The 20,900-nt window shown below is 65.2% G+C and carries 24 protein-coding genes; 7 read left to right on the top strand and 17 right to left on the bottom strand.

What is annotated here, in order from left to right; all coding sequences use genetic code 11:
- The first annotated feature begins 54 nt into the window (after positions 1–54).
- From folP to IEX78_RS09275, 3 genes are read left to right on the top strand one after another with little or no spacing between them, the layout of a single operon-like run.
- The gene (folP, locus tag IEX78_RS09285; protein ID WP_188828510.1) at positions 55–939 is read left to right on the top strand and encodes a dihydropteroate synthase; all 885 of its coding nucleotides are present in this window, start codon (positions 55–57) and stop codon (positions 937–939) included.
- Positions 936–1,871 carry a glucosyl-3-phosphoglycerate synthase gene (locus tag IEX78_RS09280; protein WP_188828509.1) on the top strand — a complete coding sequence of 312 codons (936 nt, stop codon included), beginning with the start codon at positions 936–938 and terminating at the stop codon, positions 1,869–1,871. The genes folP and IEX78_RS09280 overlap by 4 nt, the downstream gene beginning before the upstream one ends.
- Before the next feature lie 47 nt (positions 1,872–1,918).
- Positions 1,919–2,554 (top strand): hypothetical protein, encoded by a 636-nt coding sequence (locus IEX78_RS09275; protein ID WP_188828508.1) that lies wholly within the window; start codon positions 1,919–1,921, stop codon positions 2,552–2,554.
- A gap of 3 nt (positions 2,555–2,557) precedes the next feature.
- Here the strand turns inward: IEX78_RS09275 and IEX78_RS09270 are convergent, their stop codons facing one another.
- The 7 genes from IEX78_RS09270 to sigE form a co-directional block, all read right to left on the bottom strand.
- A complete protein-coding gene (locus IEX78_RS09270; protein WP_188828507.1) occupies positions 2,558–3,628 on the bottom strand; it encodes an XdhC family protein in 1,071 nt (356 codons plus the stop codon).
- Between the two features lie 67 nt (positions 3,629–3,695).
- Positions 3,696–4,268 (bottom strand): hypothetical protein, encoded by a 573-nt coding sequence (locus tag IEX78_RS09265; protein WP_188828506.1) that lies wholly within the window; start codon positions 4,266–4,268, stop codon positions 3,696–3,698.
- 116 nt (positions 4,269–4,384) lie between these two features.
- On the bottom strand, positions 4,385–5,242 hold the full coding sequence (locus IEX78_RS09260; RefSeq protein ID WP_188828505.1) for a hypothetical protein: 858 nt from the start codon (positions 5,240–5,242) through the stop codon (positions 4,385–4,387).
- A 106-nt stretch (positions 5,243–5,348) separates the two neighbouring features.
- Positions 5,349–5,768 (bottom strand): Sec-independent protein translocase protein TatB, encoded by a 420-nt coding sequence (gene tatB, locus IEX78_RS09255; RefSeq protein ID WP_188828504.1) that lies wholly within the window; start codon positions 5,766–5,768, stop codon positions 5,349–5,351.
- Between the two features lie 44 nt (positions 5,769–5,812).
- Entirely contained in the window at positions 5,813–7,354 is a 1,542-nt protein-coding gene (locus IEX78_RS09250; protein ID WP_188828503.1) for a S1C family serine protease, read from the bottom strand.
- A 10-nt stretch (positions 7,355–7,364) separates the two neighbouring features.
- The gene (locus IEX78_RS09245) at positions 7,365–7,739 is read right to left on the bottom strand and encodes a hypothetical protein (protein ID WP_188828502.1); all 375 of its coding nucleotides are present in this window, start codon (positions 7,737–7,739) and stop codon (positions 7,365–7,367) included.
- Positions 7,740–7,798: 59 nt separating this feature from the next.
- The gene (gene sigE / locus IEX78_RS09240) at positions 7,799–8,410 is read right to left on the bottom strand and encodes an RNA polymerase sigma factor SigE (protein ID WP_188828501.1); all 612 of its coding nucleotides are present in this window, start codon (positions 8,408–8,410) and stop codon (positions 7,799–7,801) included.
- 346 nt (positions 8,411–8,756) lie between these two features.
- Here sigE and IEX78_RS09235 point away from each other — a divergent pair, with 346 nt between their 5' ends.
- The gene (locus tag IEX78_RS09235) at positions 8,757–9,395 is read left to right on the top strand and encodes an O-methyltransferase (RefSeq protein WP_188828500.1); all 639 of its coding nucleotides are present in this window, start codon (positions 8,757–8,759) and stop codon (positions 9,393–9,395) included.
- Here the strand turns inward: IEX78_RS09235 and glgC are convergent, their stop codons facing one another.
- Positions 9,396–10,613, bottom strand: coding sequence for a glucose-1-phosphate adenylyltransferase (gene glgC / locus IEX78_RS09230; RefSeq protein WP_188828499.1), 1,218 nt, complete (start codon positions 10,611–10,613; stop codon positions 9,396–9,398).
- A 79-nt stretch (positions 10,614–10,692) separates the two neighbouring features.
- Here glgC and glgA point away from each other — a divergent pair, with 79 nt between their 5' ends.
- The gene (gene glgA / locus IEX78_RS09225; RefSeq protein ID WP_188829482.1) at positions 10,693–11,847 is read left to right on the top strand and encodes a glycogen synthase; all 1,155 of its coding nucleotides are present in this window, start codon (positions 10,693–10,695) and stop codon (positions 11,845–11,847) included.
- Here glgA and IEX78_RS09220 read toward each other — a convergent pair.
- The 9 genes from IEX78_RS09220 to IEX78_RS09180 all read right to left on the bottom strand — a co-directional run bounded on the left by IEX78_RS09220 (position 11,844) and on the right by IEX78_RS09180 (position 19,402).
- Positions 11,844–12,686, bottom strand: coding sequence for a putative RNA methyltransferase (locus IEX78_RS09220; protein ID WP_188829481.1), 843 nt, complete (start codon positions 12,684–12,686; stop codon positions 11,844–11,846). The genes glgA and IEX78_RS09220 overlap by 4 nt on opposite strands.
- A complete protein-coding gene (locus IEX78_RS09215; protein WP_011211259.1) occupies positions 12,683–12,850 on the bottom strand; it encodes a DUF3117 domain-containing protein in 168 nt (55 codons plus the stop codon). Before IEX78_RS09215 ends, IEX78_RS09220 begins: the two co-directional genes overlap by 4 nt.
- A 106-nt stretch (positions 12,851–12,956) precedes the next feature.
- Positions 12,957–13,547, bottom strand: a complete 591-nt coding sequence (locus IEX78_RS09210; RefSeq protein ID WP_188828498.1) for a DNA-3-methyladenine glycosylase I — start codon at positions 13,545–13,547, stop codon at positions 12,957–12,959.
- Positions 13,544–13,855 (bottom strand): DivIVA domain-containing protein, encoded by a 312-nt coding sequence (locus tag IEX78_RS09205; RefSeq protein ID WP_188828497.1) that lies wholly within the window; start codon positions 13,853–13,855, stop codon positions 13,544–13,546. The genes IEX78_RS09210 and IEX78_RS09205 overlap by 4 nt, the downstream gene beginning before the upstream one ends.
- 19 nt (positions 13,856–13,874) lie before the next feature.
- On the bottom strand, positions 13,875–15,011 hold the full coding sequence (locus IEX78_RS09200; RefSeq protein WP_188828496.1) for an Mrp/NBP35 family ATP-binding protein: 1,137 nt from the start codon (positions 15,009–15,011) through the stop codon (positions 13,875–13,877).
- Positions 15,012–15,031: 20 nt separating this feature from the next.
- Complete coding sequence (locus tag IEX78_RS09195; RefSeq protein WP_188828495.1) at positions 15,032–15,883, bottom strand: lytic transglycosylase domain-containing protein; 852 nt, start codon at positions 15,881–15,883, stop codon at positions 15,032–15,034.
- Between the two features lie 97 nt (positions 15,884–15,980).
- Positions 15,981–17,375: a lytic transglycosylase domain-containing protein gene (locus IEX78_RS09190; protein WP_229683835.1), complete on the bottom strand. Its 1,395-nt coding sequence runs from the start codon at positions 17,373–17,375 to the stop codon at positions 15,981–15,983.
- A 144-nt stretch (positions 17,376–17,519) separates the two neighbouring features.
- Entirely contained in the window at positions 17,520–18,110 is a 591-nt protein-coding gene (locus IEX78_RS09185; RefSeq protein ID WP_188828493.1) for a DUF1003 domain-containing protein, read from the bottom strand.
- Positions 18,107–19,402 carry a magnesium transporter MgtE N-terminal domain-containing protein gene (locus tag IEX78_RS09180; protein ID WP_188828492.1) on the bottom strand — a complete coding sequence of 432 codons (1,296 nt, stop codon included), beginning with the start codon at positions 19,400–19,402 and terminating at the stop codon, positions 18,107–18,109. Before IEX78_RS09180 ends, IEX78_RS09185 begins: the two co-directional genes overlap by 4 nt.
- Positions 19,403–19,460: 58 nt before the next feature.
- On the opposite strand from IEX78_RS09180, the gene IEX78_RS09175 reads away from it, so the two are divergent.
- Both IEX78_RS09175 and IEX78_RS09170 read left to right on the top strand, forming a co-directional pair.
- Positions 19,461–20,405 (top strand): HpcH/HpaI aldolase/citrate lyase family protein, encoded by a 945-nt coding sequence (locus IEX78_RS09175; RefSeq protein ID WP_188828491.1) that lies wholly within the window; start codon positions 19,461–19,463, stop codon positions 20,403–20,405.
- Entirely contained in the window at positions 20,402–20,896 is a 495-nt protein-coding gene (locus IEX78_RS09170; protein ID WP_188828490.1) for a YflT domain-containing protein, read from the top strand. Before IEX78_RS09175 ends, IEX78_RS09170 begins: the two co-directional genes overlap by 4 nt.
- Positions 20,897–20,900: the final 4 nt, after the last annotated feature.

Genomic DNA, 20,900 nt, shown 5'->3' with positions numbered 1-20,900 from the left:
TCGGGGTAGCCAACGGGTCGAGCCGGACACGCCCGCTGACGTACAGTCGGACCTATGTTCAGTTCGTCGCCCGACCCGGCTAGCACGCTCTGTGGCAGGCCGGTAGCGACGGATCGGGCCCTCGTGATGGCCATCGTCAACCGCACGCCAGACTCGTTTTACGACCGAGGTGCCACGTTCACCGACGAAGCCGCGATGGAACGGGTGCGGCGCGCGGTCGACGAAGGCGCTGACCTCGTCGATATTGGCGGCGTGAAGGCCGGGCCCGGCGTTGTTGTCGACGCGGCCGAGGAAACGCGAAGGGTCGTGCCGTTCGTCGCGGCGATTCGCGCGAAGTTTCCCGACCTGTTGATCAGTGTGGACACCTGGCGTAGCGACGTAGCGGCCTCCGCCGTCGCCGAGGGTGCCGAGCTCATCAACGACACGTGGGCTGGCGCAGACCCCGACCTCGTGCACGTGGCCGCCGAAACCGGTGTCGGCATCGTGTGCAGCCACACCGGCGGAGCCGTGCCGCGGACCCGTCCGCATCGAGTTCGCTACGCCGACGTGGTCGGCGAAGTGACCCAAACTCTCGTCGAAGCTGCCGAAAAAGCTGCGGCCGCGGGGGTGCGGAGCGACGGGATCGTGATCGATCCCACCCACGATTTCGGAAAAAACACCCATCACGGGCTCGCCTTGTTGCGGGGAATCGACGGGCTTGTTAAAACCGGATGGCCAGTGCTGATGGCACTGAGCAACAAGGATTTTATCGGGGAGACTTTAGGAGTAGGCCTCACCGAAAGAGTCGAGGGCACCCTTGCGGCCACCGCGTGGTCGGCGGCCGCGGGGGCACGAATCTTCCGGGTGCACGAAGTCGCCGAAACCCGACGAGTCGTGGACATGACGGCCGCCATCCAGGGCATCCGGCCCCCCGCACGAACCCTGCGAGGTCTGGCATGAAAATCCAACACGAGCCCAGCTGGGCTGAAACGCACACGTGGGACACCCCGGACTGGGCGGTGCGCGACCTGGTCGCGGCCAAAGCTGGACGCACCGTTTCGGTGGTGCTGCCCGCGCTGAATGAGCAAGAAACCGTCGCCGACGTGGTCGCGAGCATTCGACCATTGCTCGGGACTTTGGTTGATGAGTTGATCGTGGTCGATTCCGGCTCTACCGACGCCACCGTTGAGCGCGCCCGCGCTGCCGGTGCGCAGGTGGTGAGCCGCGAGGAGGCTGTTCCTGAGCTGCCTCCGCTGCCGGGCAAGGGGGAGGTCCTGTGGCGGTCGCTGGCGTGTACGTCGGGCGATCTGATCGCGTTCGTCGACTCCGACCTCATCGACCCCGACCCGGAGTTCGTGCCGAAGCTGCTCGGCCCGCTGCTGCTGACCCCGGGCGCGCACCTATCGAAGGCGTACTACCGTCGGCCGCTGCGGCAAGGCGAGAGCGTTGACGCGAACGGTGGTGGACGCGTCACCGAACTGGTCGCGCGCCCACTCCTGGCCGCGCTGCGCCCTGAACTGTCGCAGGTGTTGCAGCCGCTCGGCGGCGAATACGCGGGCACCCGCGAACTGCTCACGGCCGTCCCGTTCGCGCCGGGCTACGGGGTGGAAATCGGCTTGTTGCTCGACACCTACGACGCGTTCGGCATGAGCGCGATCACCCAGGTAAATCTGGGCGTCCGCACCCACCGCAACCGCCCACTGTCGGATTTGGGCGTAATGAGCCGCCAGATCTTGGGCACGGCCCTCGGCCGCGCGGGCGTATCCGACAGCGGCGCCCCCCTGATGCAGTTCCCGTTGGTCAACGACGAGTTCGTCGCCCAGTCGACAGAAGTGTCCTTAGCGGACCGCCCCCCGATGAACACATTGCGCGCACAGCGAGTGGCTGCATAGCGGTATAGTTCGCCAGTTCTGGCGAACTATCTTGGGGGAATTGCACTGTGAGTGTCGAGTGTGGGCACTGCGGTGCGTACCCGGCCGCTGACGTCGACTTCGCGTATTTCACTGGTCTCGTGTTGTGGCATGCGTCCGTGAACGTGTCTGGACCGTTTTGCCGCGACTGCGGACTGCATGTCTACCGCCGGGTCACCGTTTACGCGGCGTGGTTCGGTTGGTGGACGGTAGTTGGGTTGATCACCAACGTGGCGGGTTTCGTGATCCACGCGCGAAACAGACGACGCGTCGCTGAGCTGCCTACTCCCAGCTACTACGGGTGGCGTGCCCCGATGGACCCAGGCAGACCGCTGCTGCGTCGGCTTGGTGCGGTCGGCTTCTTGATCCCGTTCGCCATCGCCGCCAACATCTTCGTGCAGCTCTATCTGAGCGACGCGCGGGAGATCGAGCAGTCGATGAGCACGGTGACCTCTGGTCAGTGTGTCGGGCAGATCGAAGTCGGCTGGTGGTTTGACCGTGAGAAGCGGTGGCAGCAAGTGCGCTGCGCTGACCCCGCCGCTGCGGGCCGTGTGCTGCTGAAGGTCCATCACTCGCCGCGCGCGGCGGACTGTGCTGGGTTGCCGACGACGATCTTCACCCACACCGAAGAGACATTCACGCTGTGCGTTGGACCGATTAAGTAGCCCTCAACCGTGGATCGGGCCCGTTCCGGTGCTCAGTGGCGTGCCTGGGCGGGTTGAGCGGGTCGCTAAAATTTGGGCCAAGATCGAGATTGCGGTTTCTTCTGGGGTGTGTGCCCCGATGTCCAACCCGAGGGGACTGTGGATTTTAGCCAGATCTGTTGCGGTACAACCTGTTTCGATTAGGCGGGTAGTGCGGTCCTCGGTTGCTCTGCGAGAACCTAAGGCCCCGAGGAAAGCCAGGGCGGGGGCCGCGAGTGCCGCCTTCAGCAACGGCACGTCGAATTTCGTGTCGTGGGTGAGGACGCAAACCACCGTGCGGGCGTCGATTCGGCCTGCCGCCTGTTCCGCTTCGAAATAGCGGTGTGGCCAGTCGACAACCACCTCCGCCGCTGACGGGAAACGGGCTGTGCTGGTGAAGGTTTCGCGGGCATCGACCACGGTCACGTGGTAGCCGATCGCGGTGGCCGCTGCCGCTAGCGCGCGGGCGAAGTCGTTACTTCCCGCCAGAATCATGCGGGCCGGGGCAGCGAAAACCTGAACGAAGGTACGTGGGCGGTCGGCAAGTGCCGGGGTGCAGTCCTGTGCGCCAACCAAACCGTTGCGGCCCGTTGCCAATTGGGCTCTGACATCAGCATCGAGTCCATGCCACGGCTCATTCACGTTGGGGTCGAACAGTTTTCGCTGCGGATCATCGGTGAGTGTTGTCGCGAAGGCGATGGGCGCTCGCGCGGCAAGGGAGGCGCGCAATGACATCAGCAGCGGAAGGTCAACGGCGGCAAGGCGTTCGGTGAAGACCTCAATCTCGCCCCCACACGGCAACCCGACCGCGAACTCATCACCGGCGGCGAACCGTTCGGCGCTCGCGACCCCATCGGCAAGCACCTGCCCGGCAGTAGCTAAGACGGCGGCTTCAACGCACCCGCCAGAAAGCGAACCAAGCACGCGTCCCGACGCGGTCAACGCCATCGCCGACCCCGTCTCGCGCGGCCCAGCCCCGGTGCGATCAACAACGCGAGCCAGCGCGACGGGCCCGTCAGCGAGCGCGGCAATCAGCTCGTCCAGAATCGCTCGCATCGCCTCACCTTCCACTCGCCCTGTTCGTCCAGCCTAGTTAGGTCGAACGGAGCGCGCGCGGCGGCGGTTAGTCCAGAATCTCGCGCTGCTGCAACTGACCGGGCAGCGCACCCGTGCGGAAGAACTCGCCGAAGATCTTCGCCGCGCTCTCGGCCGTGAAGACCTCTTCGGGGTAAACGTAGGTGTCGTCGTCGCCGTGCGGCACGTACACCGTGGGCAGCCCTAGTCGGCTACCCGTGTGGCCAAGGGTGAAGCGACGGACCAGGTGGTCGACGATCATGCGCAGCTGGATCGTCATCGCGTCGGCCGAACCCACGCAGCGCAGCGCGAAATCGCCGCGTGCCGCGCTGATCGTGGTTGTGACCTCGGTCGCCGCCATCGGCTCGGGCAGCACGGTGAGGTCGAGCGCGTAGCGCTGACGACCGTCCATGCGGCGCAGCGGGCGCAGAAAGCTATCGACGTCCTCGTGCGGGCCGATGAAAACCTTCAACCGGTCGCTATAGGTGACGCGATGGGTGGTGAGGATACTGTCGGGGACGACCGATTCCGGGTGGTAGTCGGGCACGGGCTGTGGACTGGGGGAGCCCATCGCGCTGACCGGCATAACCCGGCACGCGCCTGCCTCGGGTGATGAGAACATGTGCTGCTCACCTACTCACATTCGGTTACTCGCTAGCAATCTATCCATCGCACCAGCTTTGTGATTCATAACAATAGCGTGAGCCAGATCACAAAGCACGCCCGGATTAGAACTTACTATGGCCGAACCCGGGCCGTAGCCAACCTTGGGTCGGTTTCGTGGCGATATACCGGAGTGAGTAGGTCGGCATCGACGGGTTCTCCAGTGGTGCGGTCGTACCGCACCGCGATGAGAACCGAGAACAAATGGGTGGCGGCTCGCTCGTGCAGCGTCGACAACCGGGTGGCTAGCAATCGGATCGCACCCAACGACCCGGGCGGATGGAGCCCGTCGATCAACATGATGGTGCCGCGCCGGTCGGGGCGGGGGAGCCGCGCGAGATAGGCGATGTCGTGCGGTTCACCGCCTCCTGGGCGGTAAACGCGCCGGGCGGCGCGATCTTCGATCCCACGCCGCGTGTCGCCAGCGCGCGTGATGGTGCGACGCAAGCGCGGGTCAGCGACGACGAGCTGACGCAGACTCGGCGACAGCTCGGGCCCCGCCAGAATCACCAGCCCGTCGCGATTGAGATCAATGGGGCGACCAGGGAGGAAGGTCTCGACGGAAGCGGCAAAACCCAACTGGCGCAACAACTCCGCCATCCGCTGGGCAGCAGCGGGGTCGGGAGCGCCAAGCAGCCTGCCCGCGCGCACCTCAGGTGCGACAACGGTCAACGAACCATGTCCAAAGAACAACCCCTCGGGAACGGGCCCCTGGGTGCTGACCTGATGGATGCGCGCACGCGAAAGGCCCGCTGCCGCACCGATCTTCGCGAACGTCCAGCCCTCGGCATGGAGTTCACGAATCACAGCGCGGCGGATGCGCGTTAGTTCATTGATGGTCTGCTGGGCAGCCGCCACCCCATCGGTGGCTGCCTTCAGTCTTTCGACCTTGTCCTCGATCGCGAAAACTCGTGCCACGTCATCGGCCGACATGGGGGAAGTCTAGACAGCTAGATACTGTTCTGTGTCTACATCGCTTGACATTGAACAGTTCTAGGCGGCAAGGGCTATAAACAACCAGGCGTTTTGCCGAAAGAATTTACGTGGCGTCAATGTCGATCGGCGGGCGCTCGTTGCGCTCAAGCGGCTTCGGCGACTTCGATAGCGAAGGGCCGCCGGGCATTCCACTGTTGGTCCCGAAGAGCTGCTGCGGATCAGGCACCGACTTTTCCAGGTCGCGCAACACCGAATCGTCGCCGCCGAGAAGATGTTTGGTGACGGCGGCACGCGGCGTCATCGACCGAAGCTCGTTGAGCTGAGCCAGCGGTTTGCGCAGGTCGTCGAACTCTGGGCCCATTTCCTGCTTGAGCTGAGCGGTTGCCCCGCTCGCGTAGTCGCGGACCTGACGAAGCGACTGCGTTGTCCAGCGCACGGCACCGGGCAGCCGCTCGGGGCCGAGGATAACGAGGGCGGCGACGAGCAGGATCATCATCTCGCTCCAGCCGATGTTGCTGAACACGGATCTAGGTTACCTGCTCGGCATCGTCGCAGCTCAGTCGGGATTCAGTCAGATTCCAATGTCACCGGAACGTCCACCTGACGGCCATCGCGGATCAACGCGACATTCACCGTCTGCCCGATCTTGTGCTGCTGCACAGCGACGACCAGTTCGTCGGGTCCGGTGACTTCACGGTCGCCCACCTTGACGATCACGTCGCCTTCAACGATGCCCGCCTTGGCCGCAGGACCGCCCGCCGCCACGTCGGCGACGGCAGCGCCGCTCATGACCTCGTTCGCGACGGTCTTGGTTCGCGTGCTGAGCCCGATCTGCGCGTGGTGCATCTGGCCGTCGCGGATGAGCGTCTGGGCGACATTGGTCATCACGTCGACCGGAATCGCGAAGCCAAGACCAACCGAACCGCCGGTCTCGGACCGAATCGCGGAGTTGATCCCGACGAGGCGACCCTTCATGTCGACGAGCGCGCCACCGGAGTTACCCGGGTTGATGGCCGCGTCGGTCTGGACGGCGTCGATGACGGCGTTGGTGTCGCTGCCTTCGCCCGCGAGCTTGACCGGCCGATGCAGCGCCGAAACGATGCCTGAGGTGACGGTCTTGGACAGGCCGAGCGGCGAGCCGATGGCGAGTACGTCGTCGCCAACCTGGACGTCGCTCGACTTGCCGAGGGTGATCACCGACAGGTTCTTGACGTCGACCTTGAGCACAGCCAGGTCGGTCTTGGGGTCGCGCCCAACGATCTGTGCGGGCACGCGAGTGCCGTCGGAGAACTGGACCTGAATCGCGGCCTTGTTCGACTTGTCGGTCGCCGCCATCGAAACCACATGGTTGTTGGTGACGATGTAGCCCTGACCGTCGATCACCACGCCCGAACCGGTCGCGCCGTTGTCGCCGACGGTGACGCGAATCGACACCACCGAAGGCAGGACCGCGTTCGCGACGGCAGCGATCTGGCTGTGCGGCTGCTCGGTGTCAGCGGTCTGGTTCAGCGTGACCTTGCGCGAGGTGAGCACCGACGCCGTTTCTGCGGTAATCCGGCCAACAAGGCCGCCAACAAGGCCGACGCCGAGCGCGATTACCGCGAGCAGCGCGAGCGCCTTAGGCGCGACGCGAGAGCCGAAAAGGACTTCGCGCGCGGTGAGCTTGGGAGCGTCCGGCGCACGCGTGACCGTTTCCGAGCCGACAGCGGGAGCACCGAGACGAGCACCGGCGGACGGGTCGCGCCACGGATCGGCCGGGCCAGCGACGACGGGGCCCGGCTCGGCGGAACCGGGTTCGCGCTGCAAGCTGTCGGGCGCGTCGGCGGGACGACCAAATGCTTCGGCGAGCACGCCATCGGGCGGGCGATGCGAGGTGAGACCGGCATCGTCGGCGGCACCGCCACGCGACTCATGCGGCGCGAACGACCCACTTTGGCCCTGCGGACGCCGGAAAGCGTGCGAGGTGTGGGAGTCGATGTGGGGTCGGTACACCGGGCGCGGGTCGAGCGTCGGCGCGTCCGACGGTCGCAGATTCCCCCGGTCGGCTGCCGAATCCTGCTGGTCTGGCCGTTGCTCGGAGTGGCCGGAATTCGTCGATTCGCCTGTCACGCCCGAAACTCTACTTGCGCCGCCACGTTGTCCACCGGGTCGCGGTGAAGGAATCGGTCAAAAAGCCAAGAATCGCCTCGTTGCGCCGGGGTGGCTCGGGGCTGTTTTGCGGCAGTTCCGCGAGCGGAATGCGGGTGAGACTGTCGTGCAATCCGCGCGGCACGTCGACGCCAGCCTGGGCGGCACGACGGAGTGCGATACGCGCGGTCTGCTGCGCGTCGACCTCGTAGGCGCACTCAGGACACAGCGAAATGTGTTGGGCCGCACGGAGATAGGCATTCATCCGCAACTCGCCATCGACGTAGGCGGCGACTGCTTCGCTGGCGAGATGCTCGGTTGGCTGAAAGCGCGGACGGCCATGCGACGCGTTGGGATCCACGCTCATACGAAATTCATCCTTCCGGCCGATACCTGCCATCGCGCCTTCCGGCGCTGAGGACAGCATCACCGGGCGAGCGCGTCAGCGGAATACCGCTGTTGAACTCCATTATGCGCAAGGTAGTCGCGCAGTGCCTGTCGCCCGCGATGGATGCGGCTGCGAACAGTGCCAAGTTTCACCCCGAGGGTGGCACCGATCTCCTCGTACGACAGTCCTTCGATGTCACACAAAACAACGGCGGCACGGAATTCGGGCGCTAGTGAATCGAGCGCTTTTTGCAGGTCAGGGTCGAGCGTTGAGTCGTGGTAGGCATCTTCGGGCGTTGGGCCTTCGGCGGGGACGCGGTCGTAATCTTCGGGCAGCGCTTCCATGCGGATGCGGTTGCGGCGACGGACCATGTCGAGGAACAGGTTGGTTGTGATGCGGTGCAACCAACCTTCGAACGTGCCTGCCTGGTAGCTCTGGAGTGAGCGGAAGACACGGATGAAGGTGTCTTGGGTGAGGTCGTCGGCGTCTTGGGCATCGCCGGAGAGACGGTAGGCAAGGCGGTAAACGCGGTCGGCGTGCTCGCGGACGAGCTCGTCCCAGGAAGGCATGTCGGCGCGGTCGCCAGTGGCGTCAAAGATCGCGGTACCGGTGAGTTCTTCGTCGATCCGCTCGATCGAACCGTTGTCCATCTCGATGGGACACCTCCTACTCGGGGCCCGCCAGGATTCACCGGGCCCTACCGTTGAGCAACCAGCAACTTTGTGTGGTTGTTCCCGGCATTCGGTCCCGCCTTGTCGGCCGACCTTGCTGGTCTTGCTTGAGGCCAACTATTTCCTGTGCTGATATGGGCCAGATATGGAGATCCTGAGCGGCACCTAAGAAAAAATGTCGTCCATCACCCTATCGGGTGCCAGCTCCGCGAAACTAGCAGTACAGGGGCTCTCGTGACACTTCTGCAAACATCTGGCAATCTTGCGGCAATCGCCGAATCGGACACTTCGCTGAATACACAAACACATCGGGTGGCATAGCCTCATGACCGTGGCATCGAACGTGGAGCGGAATCTGGCCTATGTGGAAGGGTCCGTCGGCGAGGACGACGTCCTCTTCGACGCGCGGGAACGAGCCACCGAGTTGGGTGCCAATCCGGTGCCGCCCTCGGTCGGCGCGATGCTGTCGATGGTGGCTCGGATGGTCGACGCGCGCGCTGTCGTCGAGGTGGGCACCGGTGCTGGCGTGAGCGGACTGTGGCTGCTCGACGGCATGCGCGAAGACGGCACCCTCACCACGATCGACTCCGAACCTGAGCATCAACGCGCGGCGAAGGAAGCATTCCGACAAGGTGAGATCGCCCCGTCACGCACGCGGCTAATCAACGGCCGCGCACTCGACGTGCTCCCGCGACTAGCCGACGGCTCCTACGACCTGGTTTTTGTCGACGCTGGCCCGCTTGAGCACCTGCATTACGTGGAACAGGGCGTGCGACTGCTGCGGCCCGGCGGCGTCTTCATCCTCAACAATGCCCTGCTGAGCGGGCGCGTGCCCGACCCCGAACACCGCGACCCGGCAACGATGGCCGTGCGCTACGCAACGCGCGCGATCGCGGAAAACCCCGAGCTCACCAGTGTGCTTATCCCCATCGGGGACGGGCTGCTGTGCGCGACGCGCGAGTAGTCAGCCGACCCAAATCCCCTTGCCAACGGTCACAACGCCGCCGTTGCTGACCGCGAAGCGCTGCCGGTCGCGGTCAAGGTCGACACCGATGATCTCGCCCTCGCCAACAACCACGTTCTTATCCAGAATGGCGTGCCGAACCACAGCGCCACGCCCAATCCGCACGCCGGGCATCAGCACGCTGCCCTCAACGGTCGCGCCGTCGTCGATCATCACGTTGGAACTGAGCACCGAATTACGCACGGTCGCTGCCGACAGAATCGAACCCGCGCCGACGATCGACTCCTGCGCGAGCCCACCTTGCGCGAATTTGGCGGGCGGCAGATTTTCGGCCGCTCCGCGAATCGGCCAGTGCTTGTTGTAGAGGTTAAACACCGGGTGCACTGAAACGAGGTCCATGTGCGCGTCGTAGAAGGCGTCGATCGTGCCGACGTCACGCCAGTAACCGCGGTCGCGGTCGGTCGCGCCGGGCACCTCGTTGTCGGCGAAGTCGTAGACCGAAGCCTGCCCGCGCGCGACTAGCGCGGGGATGATGTCGCCGCCCATGTCGTGGTCGGAATCGGAATTGGCGGCGTCGGCGCGAATCGCATCGACAAGCACGCGCGTGGTGAAGACGTAGTTGCCCATCGACGCGAACGTGACGTTGGGATCATCCGGTGTGCCGGGCGGGTGCATCGGCTTTTCCAAAAACTGGGTGATGCGACCGGACTCGTCGGAATCGATGCAGCCGAACGCGCTGGCTTCGCTGCGCGGCACCCGAATGCCCGCGACGGTGACACCAGCGCCGGACGCGATATGACTCGCGACCATCTGCTCGGGGTCCATCCGATACACGTGATCGGCACCGAAAACGACGATGTAGTCGGGATCTTCGTCGTAAATCAGGTTGAGCGACTGCATCACGGCGTCGGCGCTACCGGTGTACCAACGCGGTCCGAGCCGCTGTTGCGCGGGCACTGGCGTGATGTATTCACCGGTGAAACCCGAGAGTCGCCACGTTTGCGAGATGTGGCGATCGAGGGAATGCGACTTGTATTGCGTGAGCACACACAGTCGCAAATAGCCCGCGTTGACTAAGTTGCTCAACACGAAATCGATGAGCCGATACGCACCCCCAAATGGCACCGCGGGCTTTGCCCGGTCGGCTGTGAGCGGAAACAGTCGTTTACCCTCGCCACCGGCGAGCACGATCCCAAGTACGTGCGGCTGGCTCCTCACCCTGTCAAAGTACCGCGCGCGGGCGCTTACGGTGGCCCGACGGAACCCGAGGGTCTAATTTGGACCAGTGAGTGATGGGATCCATGTCGCGATGCTGACCCGGGAGTATCCGCCTGAGGTGTATGGCGGTGCGGGCGTACACGTCACCGAACTCACGAACCGACTCCGCGACCTGTGTGCTGTCGACGTGCACTGCATGGGCGCTCCCCGCAACGGTGCGACCGTCCATCGCCCTGATCCCGAGCTGTACGCCGCCAATGCCGCGTTGCAAATGATGTCGGCGCAGTTGCGCATGGCGGACGCGGTGGGCGACGCGCAGGTTGTGCATTCGCACACCTGGTACGCCGGGCTTGCTGGACACCTCGCCGGGCTGCTGTACGGGATTCCGCATGTGCTGACCGCGCATTCGCTTGAACCGCGTCGCCCGTGGAAAGCCGAGCAGCTTGGCGGCGGCTATCGACTTTCGTCGTGGTCGGAACGTACCGCGATGGAGAACGCGGACGCGGTGATCGCGGTGAGCGAGGGCATGCGCGGCGACGTCATCGACGCTTACCCGACCGTCGATCCTTCGCGAGTTCACGTGGTGCACAACGGGATTGACGCGAAAGTGTGGCATCCGGGTGGACCCTATTCGGTACTTGCTGAGCTTGGCGTTGACGTCGAGCGGCCGATTGTCTCGTTCGTTGGGCGCATCACGCGACAGAAGGGCGTCGCCCATTTGGTCGCTGCCGCACAGGATTTCGATCCGGAAATCCAGCTTGTGCTGTGCGCGGGCGCTGCCGACACGAAGGAACTGGGGGACGAAATCGCTTTGGCGGTAACGGAATTGGAACGCGTGCGTGGCAACGTGTACTGGGTCAAAGACATGTTGCCGACCGAATCCGTGCGCCAAATCCTTTCGGCGTCAGCAGTCTTCGTCTGTCCGTCGGTCTATGAGCCGCTTGGCATTGTGAACCTCGAAGCGATGGCGTGCGCGACGGCCGTCGTCGCGTCCGATGTTGGCGGGATCCCCGAAGTTGTCGACGACGGCGTCACGGGGACGCTCGTGCATTACGACCCGACGCGGGCGCGCGAATACGAGCAGGCGCTTGCCGAAGCGGTGAACCGGATCGGGCGCGACCCTGCCCTTGCCGAGCGATACGGGCTGGCCGGCCGCGCGAGGGCGGTGGCGCGATTCGACTGGGCGACGATCGCCGCGCGCACGGTCGATGTCTATCGCGGAGTGTTGCGCTAGCCGTTCGCGACATAAGTCGACACGTCGACCGAGGCGGTCACCGGTGTGATCGCGGGTAGCGCGGCGATGCGCGGATCATCAGTCGACCGGTGAAATGCCGACGGACCCATCGCGACGACCTGGCCAACCGCGTCCGGCGACAACGGCATCGAGTACTCAACCACCTCATGGCCGACGCGGGAGAACGTGCCAGCCAACTGCTCGGCCAGGCGACGGTCCTTGTCCGGGTCGACGCGCACCATGTCGAGCGGCTCGATGAGCTCGCCGAGGTGACGTTCGGTTGGCGTGACAACGACGAACCGACCGCCAGGTGCGAGGACCCGTGCGACCTCGGCCGCGTTGCGTGGCGCGAAAACGCACAGCACGCCTTCGACGCTGCTGTCACGCAAGGGAAGTCCACGCCAGGCGTCGGCGAGGACCGACGCAACGCGCGGATGCACGCGAGCGGCCCGACGCGCTGCCGGTTTCGCGACATCGAGCGCGACGCCGACTGAGTCGGGCGAAGCGTCGATGACCGAAGCAAGGTAGTACCCGGTGCCAGCGCCGATCTCAAGCACGGCGCTGTCGGGGGAGAAGCTGCCTAACGCACGCGCGACCGCTTCAGCGATCGGACCAAAGTGGCCAGCGCCCTGAAAGGCCGCGCGTGCGTCGAGCATGTCGGCGGTATCGCCGGTCATCTTGGTTGAAGCACCGGTCAGTAGGCCGACATAACCCTGACGGGCGATATCGAAACTATGGCCGGCCGAGCAGCGCAGCGCGCGTTGATCGTCGGGTGGGTGCAGGGCGCCGCCGCACTCTGGACAGGCCAGCAGTGCGGCGACGCTACCGAGCGCACTCAGCTGGTGACGCTCTTCAGTTCGTCACCGAGCGCCGCAGCCTCGTCCGGTGTGAGTTCGACGACCAAACGCCCGCCACCCTCGAGTGGAACCCGCATTACGATTCCACGACCTTCCTTGGTTGCTTCGAGGGGACCGTCCCCGGTACGGGGCTTCATGGCCGCCATCCTCTGCTCCCTCCAGTTTCCCTACAAGGCCCGCCGGGTGTTCGGCGGGCCGCACGGGTCCTATTCTTCCCTATTGCTCACGCGCTTGGACACCTGAGTAGGAAATCTAACCGTCGAGTCGGTTCGGTTGACCTGCCTGGCCGACCCAGCAAACCTCGACGTGGTCGTCGACCATGCCGGTGGCTTGCATGAGCGCATAGGCGGTTGTCGGACCAACGAAACTGAACCCCCGACGCTTCAAATCCTTTGCTAGCGCAATAGATTCGGGTGTGGTGGCGGGCACATCGGCGAGGGTAGCCGGTCGCTTACCGGGCTCGGGTGCGAAGGACCACAGCAGCTCGTCGAGCGGCATGGGCAGGTCGCGAGCAACCTTCGCGTTGTTGATCGCCGCGTCGATCTTGGCGCGGTTGCGGACGATGCCAGCGTCGTTGAGCAGGCGTTGCCGGTCGGCATCGTCGAACTGGGCGACCGCGTCGATGCGGAAGTCGGCGAACGCGGCACGGAACGCGGGCCGCTTGCGCAGGATGGTGATCCACGCGAGCCCCGACTGAAACGCCTCAAGGCACACGCGTTCGAACAACGCGTCGTCGCCGTGCAGCGGCTTGCCCCACTCGGTGTCGTGGTAGTTGGCATAGAGCGCCGACGCGGTTGCCCACCCGCAGCGCGGCAGGCCGTCATCGACGAACGGCTCGGTCATCGGTGCTCGACCGCAGTCGCGGAATGACTACGCGCGACGGCCAATTCGGCTTCTAATTCGTCGATCCGTTCGGCGAGTCGCGCCAACGCCCAGTCGACCTCGCTCGCCTTATAACCGCGCAACACCTGTTGGAACCGCAGAGCACGCACGTCGCTGCCGGTGACCCCGTAGGCGGGCAGCACGGTGGCCGTTGTGCCCTCGGGCAGCGGACCAAGCTCTTCGGCCCGCCCGAACACCGCGCTGACAACAAGAAACAGCATTGCCGCGACGAGCCCGACGATCAGCACATATAAAAGCAGCGTCAGCATAGGTCCACCTTAGGTAGCCCTACAGGTGTCGGGTGGTGTCGATGCCGAGCGACATGCCAGCAAGGCCACGTCGCCGGATCGCGAGCTTGTCAGCGACCCCACGCAGCGCGACAGCGGCCGGGTTCTCCGGATCGCTGAGCACGATCGGGGTGCCCTCGTCGCCACCTTCGCGCAACGCCTGTTCGATCGGGATCTGACCGAGCAGCGGAACGTCGGCGCCGACGGTGCGGGTGAGGCGGTCGGCGACAACCTGACCGCCGCCGGAGCCGTACAGCTCCATGCGTGAACCGTCGGGCAGGTCGAGCCAGGACATGTTCTCGATGACGCCAGCAACACGCTGACGGGTCTGCAACGCGATCGCGCCCGCGCGCTCAGCGACCTCGGCAGCGGCGACCTGCGGCGTGGTGACAACCAGAATCTCGGCGCTGGGGATGAGCTGGGCGATGGAAATCGCGACGTCGCCGGTGCCGGGCGGCAGGTCGAGCAGCAGCACGTCCAGGTCGCCCCAGAAGACGTCGGCGAGGAACTGTTGCAGCGCGCGATGCAGCATCGGGCCGCGCCACACCACCGGGGTGTTGCCCTGGGTGAACTGCGCGATCGAAATCATCTTCACGTCGTGGGCGACGGGCGGCATGATCATGCGCTCGACCTGTGTCGGGCGAGCGTCGGTGCCGAGCATGCGCGGGATCGAGTGACCGTAGATATCGGCGTCGAGTACGCCAACGGAAAGTCCACGCTGGGCGAGCGCCACGGCGAGGTTGGCCGTGACGCTCGACTTGCCTACGCCACCCTTCCCCGATGCGACGGCGTAGACCCGCGTGAGCGACCCGGGCTGAGCGAACGGAATGACCGGCTCAGCCGAATCGCCGCGCAACGACTTACGAAGCTCGGTGCGCTGCTCATCGCTCATCACATCGAGGTCGACGGTGACCGCGCCCGCGCCGGGCACGTCGGCGACGGCACCCGTGACGCGCTGAATGATCTCGGTGCGCAGCGGGCAACCCGACGTGGTGAGGTAGATCTCTACGTGCACATCACCGTTGTCGGCGATGGCAATGCTTTTGACCATGCCCAACTCGGTGATCGGTTTGCGGATCTCCGGGTCGTCGACCTTCGCGAGCGCCGCCCGCACATCCGCTTCCGTAATCACTGGCATGTGCCCGATATTATGCTGCGCTAAATTCGCGGCAGGTCCTGGGGCTTGGGTGTGAGGCCGCTTGAGTAGGACCCGGCCCACGCCATGACGTTGGCGACATAGGCCATCGAGTTGTTGTAGCGCAGGATCGCCTTGGACTGTTGCGCGTAGTCGCGCATGTCGAGGCCGCCGTCGCACAGGTAGCGGCCCGCGGTAAGCGCCGCGTCGAAGAGGTTCTGCGGGTCGGCGATGCCATCGCCATTGCCGTCGGCGGCGTAGCGGTGCCACGTCTCGGGCAGGAACTGCATCGGCCCGATGGCGCGGTCGTAGCCAGCGAGCCCGTCGAGTTCGCCGCCATCGCTGTCGTGGATGACGTTATTGCCATACAGGCTGCCGTCGAGGACAGGGCCGTACACAGCCTTGATGGGGTTGCCGTCGGCGTCGGCTTTGCCGTATGCGTGGGTTGACTCGACGCGGCCGATGCCAGCGAGCATGGTCCACGGCATGTGGCAATCCGGATTCTGTACTGCCAGTTGCTGTTCGGCGTTTTGGTACGCCGCGACCGCGATGCCGGGGATGCCGAGCGAGCCCGCTGGTAGGTCGGACGCCGCGCGATCGTCGCGCTGGGCGACGGTCTTGACCACCGGTGCTGCCGAGGCGGATTGCTTTGCCTCAAGGTGGATTTCGTCGGCGATGGGCGCTGCCGCCTGCGGCGCGCCAGCGACATCCTGGGTGCCCGGCACGATGTCGTGCTCGACGGCAGCCGTGCTGGTAGCGGTACCCACGTCGGTAGCTGCGGTGACCGCGACAAGCCCGGCGGGGACCAATCCGGTAAGTGCGATGAGCGAGCTGCGGCGAACCGCCGGTGCCTGCTGTTTCCGATGACGACCCACTGTGTGGTGCCCTCCTCAACCGTGTTGGATGAGAAGAGATTACCGCACCCGAGACCTTTTTGTTACCCCGTTGTGATCTGAATTCCGGTTTGTTTTTCTACAGCGGGGCAGGGACGGGCGGCAGCGGAATCACGATGTTGAACGGCAAGGTGATGCCGGGCTGCGGGGTCGGCGTGGGCGCGGGAGCCTCTTCGACCGGGGCAGGTTCCTCGGTTGGCGTGACGCTCGGCTCCGGCGTTTTTGTCGGTTGGGGCGTCTCCGCGGCTGGCGTGTTGGCAGGCGCGGGCGCGTCGACGCACGCGGGCTTCGCGGCGGGATCAACGGGCTGCACGGGGTTAGCTGCCTGCGCGGGGTCGACTACCTGTGCGGGGTCGGTTGCGGCCGGATCCTTCGGTGCGACAGCGCCGTAAGTCTGCGCGAGCGGCTTGGGCGCTGGCCTGGTTGGCGCGAGCGGATCGGGCATCGACGCGGGCACCGGATCGGCGACACAGGTGGTCGGCGGCGTCGGGGCGGGCGCGGGGCAGAAGATGCCGCAGGGGATGGGCGGCAGCCCGGGCAGGTTGATCATGACCGGCGTCGGCGTTGTGGTCTTTGGCGCGGCGGGCACGGTGGTGGTCGGGACCGTCGTCGCAGGCGAATTGCCCTGGGCGGCAAGGATATTCGGTGACACCGTCGGCGCGCTGCCAGGCGTGACCAACCCTGGCGAGATCGGCACCGAGGAAGGCGCGCCGCCCGTGCGATAGGCAACCGACCAGCTCAGCACGTTGGCCGCATACGACATCGAGTTGTTGTAGCGCAGGATCGCGCGTAGCTCCTGAGCGCTGTCGCGCAGGTTCATGCCGCCCGAGCACAGGTACTTGGCGGCGGCAAGCGACGCGTCGAAGACGTTGTGTGGGTCGGCGTGTCCGTCGCCGTTGCCGTCGGCGGCGTAATGCACCCAGGTACTCGGCAGGAACTGCATCGGCCCGACCGCGCGCACGAAGCCACCGTCGGCTTCCTTGATGACCTCGTTGCCCGGCAGTGTGCCGTCGAGGGCGGGACCGAAAATCGGGGTGGTCGATGTGCCGGCGGAGTCGGTCGACCCGTTGCTCGCGTGCCCGGATTCAATGCGCCCAATGCCAGCGAGCAGGTTCCAGGTGATGCCACAGCCGGGTTCGGCGGACTCCATCGCGAGTTCAGCGTTGCGGTAGGCGGCAAGCACGATCTCCGGAATCCCCAGTGCGCCACTGCCTGCGGGTAGCGAAATGCTTTGCGGCACAGGTATTCCCGAACTCGGCGTGCGCGACCCGGGGTTCACCGCGCGCAACTTGCGCGGCGATTCTTGCGAAACCGGAAGCAGCCCGACGATGTCGGCGGGATCGGTTTCGCCCGGCTCAACAACGGGAGCCGTTGCCGCAGCGAGGAGTTCGGGCGCGGCGGGCGCCTCGTTGCGAGTGTTGGTTTGGACTGCTGACCCCGAAGCCACCAATCCGGCGACGACTAGGGCGGACATCGTTATCGGCGCTGACATTCGCATACCGGCCACACCAACCCTCACACATCGAAGCGGCGGCACCGTCAGATTTCCCCCTCCGGCCCGCCCGGAACAACGTGATCTAGGTTACCTACCGGTCAGGAGTTTGTTGAGCATTTCCGGTCACTCATCTGCCGCCCCAGGCGAAACCGAGTCGCTTGACCCCGTTTGACCGGAGGTTTTCTTGTGCGCGGACTTTCGCTTCTTCGGCTGCTTCGGCGTGGCGTCGTCGGTTTCGCCAGGGTCGAGCCGGTTCAAAATGTCCTTGATGTCTTCGAGTTCGCGACGCAGATAATCGCGGGTCGCGACATCGCCAACGGCCAGTCGCAGCGACGCGAGTTCGCGTGCGAGGAACTCGGTGTCGGCCTTGGTTTGCGCGGCGCGAGTGCGGTCTTCTTCGAGCGAGACCTTGTCGCGGTTGTCCTGGCGGTTTTGCGCGAGCAGGATCAGCGGCGCCGCGTAGGCGGCCTGGGTGGAAAATGCCAGGTTGAGCAGGATGAACGGGTAAGGGTCCCACTGCAATCGCACCGCGAAAACGTTGATGAAAATCCAGACAACGACGATCACGGTCTGGATCGCCAGATAGCGTCCGGTGCCGAGGAACCGCGCCACCCGCTCGGACGCGCGGGCGAATCCTTCGGAGTCCCAGTCGAAGCTAAATCGGCTGCCGACCGGCGTCTCAAGCCGTTGCCGCGCAGAACTTTTGTCTGTCATCGCTGCACCGGCTCAACGCTGCGCTCCAACGCGGGCTGTTCTTCCTCGCGCCAATCTTCGGGCAGGAGATGGTCGAGCACATCGTCGACGGTCACCGCGCCGATGAGGTGATTTTCGGCGTCGACAACCGGGCCACAGACCAGGTTGTAGGTGGCGAAATAGCGCGTCACCTGGCCAAGCGACATCTCCGGCGACAGCGGCGCGAGGTCGCTATCGACAAGTCCGCCAACCAGATGCGCTGGCGGTTCCCGCAGTAGCTGCTGGATGTGTACGCAGCCGAGGTAGCGGCCGGTCGGCGTCGCTGTTGGCGGTCGAACGACGAAAACCATCGACGCGAGCGCGGGCGTGAGGTCTGGGTCGCGAATGCGCGCGAGCGCTTCGGCGACCGTCGTTGACGGGCTCAAGATCACCGGTTCGGGGGTCATCAGGCCGCCAGCGGTGTCGGGGGAGTGGGCGAGCAGTCGACGGACCGGTTCGGATTCCTGCGGGTCCATCAGCGCGAGCAGCGATTCGGCTTCGCTCTCGGGCAGTTCGCCGAGCAGGTCGGCGGCGTCGTCGGGGTCCATCGCCTCAAGCACGTCGGCGGCGCGATGCACTTCCAAGTGACCCAACAGGTCGACCTGGTCGTCGTCGGGCAGCTCTTGGACGACGTCGGCGAGACGCTCGTCATCGAGGGCGATGGCCACTTCCAGCCTGCGTTTCTCGGGCAGTTCGCGCAGCCGATGCGCGACGTCGGCAGGGCGCAACCCTTCGAACTGGCCAAGCAGCGACGTGACGTCCTGGCCCGGCTGATCCACATCTTGGGGCGTGAGCCCACGCACGTCCGACCAGTCGACGACATGCACGGCGCGCCTGCGGGCGATGCGGCGGTGTCCGCGCACCGCGACCCGGCCAACAACCCAGTCGCGGGTGCGATTCTGTTCAATCCCAAGGTCGGCGACGTACACGTCGACATCGCGCAAGTCGGGTAAATCGGGATCGTTGACGCGCACGCGAGAGTCGACAATCTGCGCCAGCGCCAGCAATTCGCCTGGGCGCTGGGCGAATCGGCGCAAACTCACCGTGCCGGTATTGAGCGTGACCATGCCCGGTTCGATCGCCGTCACGCGGCCCATCGGCACGAAAATCCTTCGGCGCGTTGGCAATTCGACGACAAGCCCGTGGATCCGTGGCTGCTGATGGTCGCCGCGCACCGCTACCACGACATCGCGGACGCGACCGATAGACTCGCCGTCAGGACCGAGCACCGTCAGCCCGGCCAGTCTGGCTACGTAAACCCTCGCGGTTGCCATGCGCACCAGGCTAGGCGGTTTGGTTTCCTCGATCGAACCAACACGACAGGATTTGGTGATGAAGCCTCGCCGTTCGGTACTCGCCGTGCCGGGCAGTAGCCAGAAGATGATCGCCAAGGCTAAGGGCCTGCCCGTCGACGCGGTTTTCCTCGACTTGGAAGACGCCGTCGCGCCCGATGCGAAAGCGGGTGCGCGCGCCAATATCGTCGCCGCGCTCAATGAACCGGGCTGGGGCGAGCAGTTGCGCGTCGTCCGCGTCAACGACTGGACAACCGAGTGGACCTACGCCGACGTGATCAGCGTCGTCGACGGCGCGGGTTCGGTCATCGACGCGATTCTCCTGCCCAAAGTCACCGACGCTGGTCAGGTGCGCGCGCTCGACCTGCTGCTTACCCAGTTGGAGAAGTCGGCTGGGCTCGAAGTTGGTCGTATCGGCATTGAGCCGCAGATCGAAAACGCCCTTGGCCTGCGCAATATCGACGAGATCGCCACCGCGAGCCCACGCGTGCAAACGCTGGTTTTCGGCCCTGCCGATTTCATGGCGAGCATCAACATGCGCACGCTGACCGTCGGCGAACAGCCCGAGGGCTACGACGTCGGCGACGCCTACCACCACATTCTGATGACGATCCTGCTCACCGCACGCGCGCATGGCCTCCAAGCCATTGACGGGCCGTACCTCGCCGTCCGTGACGTCGACGGGTTCCGTCGCGCCGCCGCACGCACCGCCGCACTCGGTTTCGACGGCAAATGGGTGCTGCACCCAGCCCAAATCGACGCGGCCAACGAGATCTTCTCCCCACGCCAAGCCGACTACGACAAGGCCGAAGACATCTTGGCCGCGTACGCGTTTCACACGTCGACGGCCGGTGGCGCGCGTGGCGCGGTGATGCTTGGCGATGAGATGATTGACGAGGCAAGCGCCAAGATGGCCCAGGTCATCGCGGACAAGGGTCGCGCTGCCGGGCTAACACGCACGACAAACGGCAGAATAGGACTATGACGAATCCCCTCGGGAACGCCAATCGCGGAAGGCAACCCCTGCCGACGCCACCTTCGGGCTGGCCCGTCGGCTCGTATCCAACCTATGCCGAAGCGCAGCGTGCGGTCGATTACCTGGCCGACAACGAGTTCCCGGTGCAAGACATGACGATCGTTGGCGTCGACCTGATGCAGGTTGAACGCGTGCTTTACCGACTCACGTGGGGCAAGGTCATCGGCGGCGGCATCGTTTCTGGTGCGTGGCTCGGCCTTTTCCTCGGCCTGCTGTTGAGCCTGTTCGCCACCAGCGGCGGCGCGCTTGGGCCGCTGCTTGTCGGCCTGCTTGGCGGCATCGTTTTCGGCGTTATCACCACGTCGATTCCGTACGCGGCAACCAAGGGCCAGCGCGATTTCGCGTCAACGATGCAGCTCGTTGCTGGCCGTTACGACGTGCTGTGCGATCCGAAAACCGCTGAGCGCGCACGTGACATGCTCGCGCGGTTGGCGATCTGACCGG

It is taken from the genome of Nocardia camponoti (assembly GCF_014646135.1).
Classification (GTDB): domain Bacteria; phylum Actinomycetota; class Actinomycetes; order Mycobacteriales; family Mycobacteriaceae; genus Nocardia; species Nocardia camponoti.
The sequence above is the reverse complement of the archived record's forward strand: the minus strand, read 5'-3'. Positions and strand labels throughout refer to the sequence as shown.

Excerpts from the sequence above, each read along its gene's own strand:
- folP (WP_188828510.1), top strand. The coding sequence starts at position 55 with ATGTTCAGTTCGTCGCCCGACCCGGCTAGCACGCTCTGTGGCAGGCCG.
- IEX78_RS09280 (WP_188828509.1), top strand. The coding sequence starts at position 936 with ATGAAAATCCAACACGAGCCCAGCTGGGCTGAAACGCACACGTGGGAC.
- IEX78_RS09270 (WP_188828507.1), bottom strand. The coding sequence starts at position 3,628 with ATGCGAGCGATTCTGGACGAGCTGATTGCCGCGCTCGCTGACGGGCCC.
- IEX78_RS09265 (WP_188828506.1), bottom strand. The coding sequence starts at position 4,268 with ATGTTCTCATCACCCGAGGCAGGCGCGTGCCGGGTTATGCCGGTCAGC.
- IEX78_RS09260 (WP_188828505.1), bottom strand. The coding sequence starts at position 5,242 with ATGTCGGCCGATGACGTGGCACGAGTTTTCGCGATCGAGGACAAGGTC.
- IEX78_RS09245 (WP_188828502.1), bottom strand. The coding sequence starts at position 7,739 with ATGAGCGTGGATCCCAACGCGTCGCATGGCCGTCCGCGCTTTCAGCCA.
- sigE (WP_188828501.1), bottom strand. The coding sequence starts at position 8,410 with ATGGACAACGGTTCGATCGAGCGGATCGACGAAGAACTCACCGGTACC.
- IEX78_RS09235 (WP_188828500.1), top strand. The coding sequence starts at position 8,757 with ATGACCGTGGCATCGAACGTGGAGCGGAATCTGGCCTATGTGGAAGGG.
- IEX78_RS09215 (WP_011211259.1), bottom strand. The coding sequence starts at position 12,850 with ATGGCGGCCATGAAGCCCCGTACCGGGGACGGTCCCCTCGAAGCAACC.
- IEX78_RS09210 (WP_188828498.1), bottom strand. The coding sequence starts at position 13,547 with ATGACCGAGCCGTTCGTCGATGACGGCCTGCCGCGCTGCGGGTGGGCA.
- IEX78_RS09205 (WP_188828497.1), bottom strand. The coding sequence starts at position 13,855 with ATGCTGACGCTGCTTTTATATGTGCTGATCGTCGGGCTCGTCGCGGCA.
- IEX78_RS09200 (WP_188828496.1), bottom strand. The coding sequence starts at position 15,011 with ATGCCAGTGATTACGGAAGCGGATGTGCGGGCGGCGCTCGCGAAGGTC.
- IEX78_RS09190 (WP_229683835.1), bottom strand. The coding sequence starts at position 17,375 with ATGTCCGCCCTAGTCGTCGCCGGATTGGTGGCTTCGGGGTCAGCAGTC.
- IEX78_RS09185 (WP_188828493.1), bottom strand. The coding sequence starts at position 18,110 with ATGACAGACAAAAGTTCTGCGCGGCAACGGCTTGAGACGCCGGTCGGC.
- IEX78_RS09180 (WP_188828492.1), bottom strand. The coding sequence starts at position 19,402 with ATGGCAACCGCGAGGGTTTACGTAGCCAGACTGGCCGGGCTGACGGTG.
- IEX78_RS09175 (WP_188828491.1), top strand. The coding sequence starts at position 19,461 with ATGAAGCCTCGCCGTTCGGTACTCGCCGTGCCGGGCAGTAGCCAGAAG.
- IEX78_RS09170 (WP_188828490.1), top strand. The coding sequence starts at position 20,402 with ATGACGAATCCCCTCGGGAACGCCAATCGCGGAAGGCAACCCCTGCCG.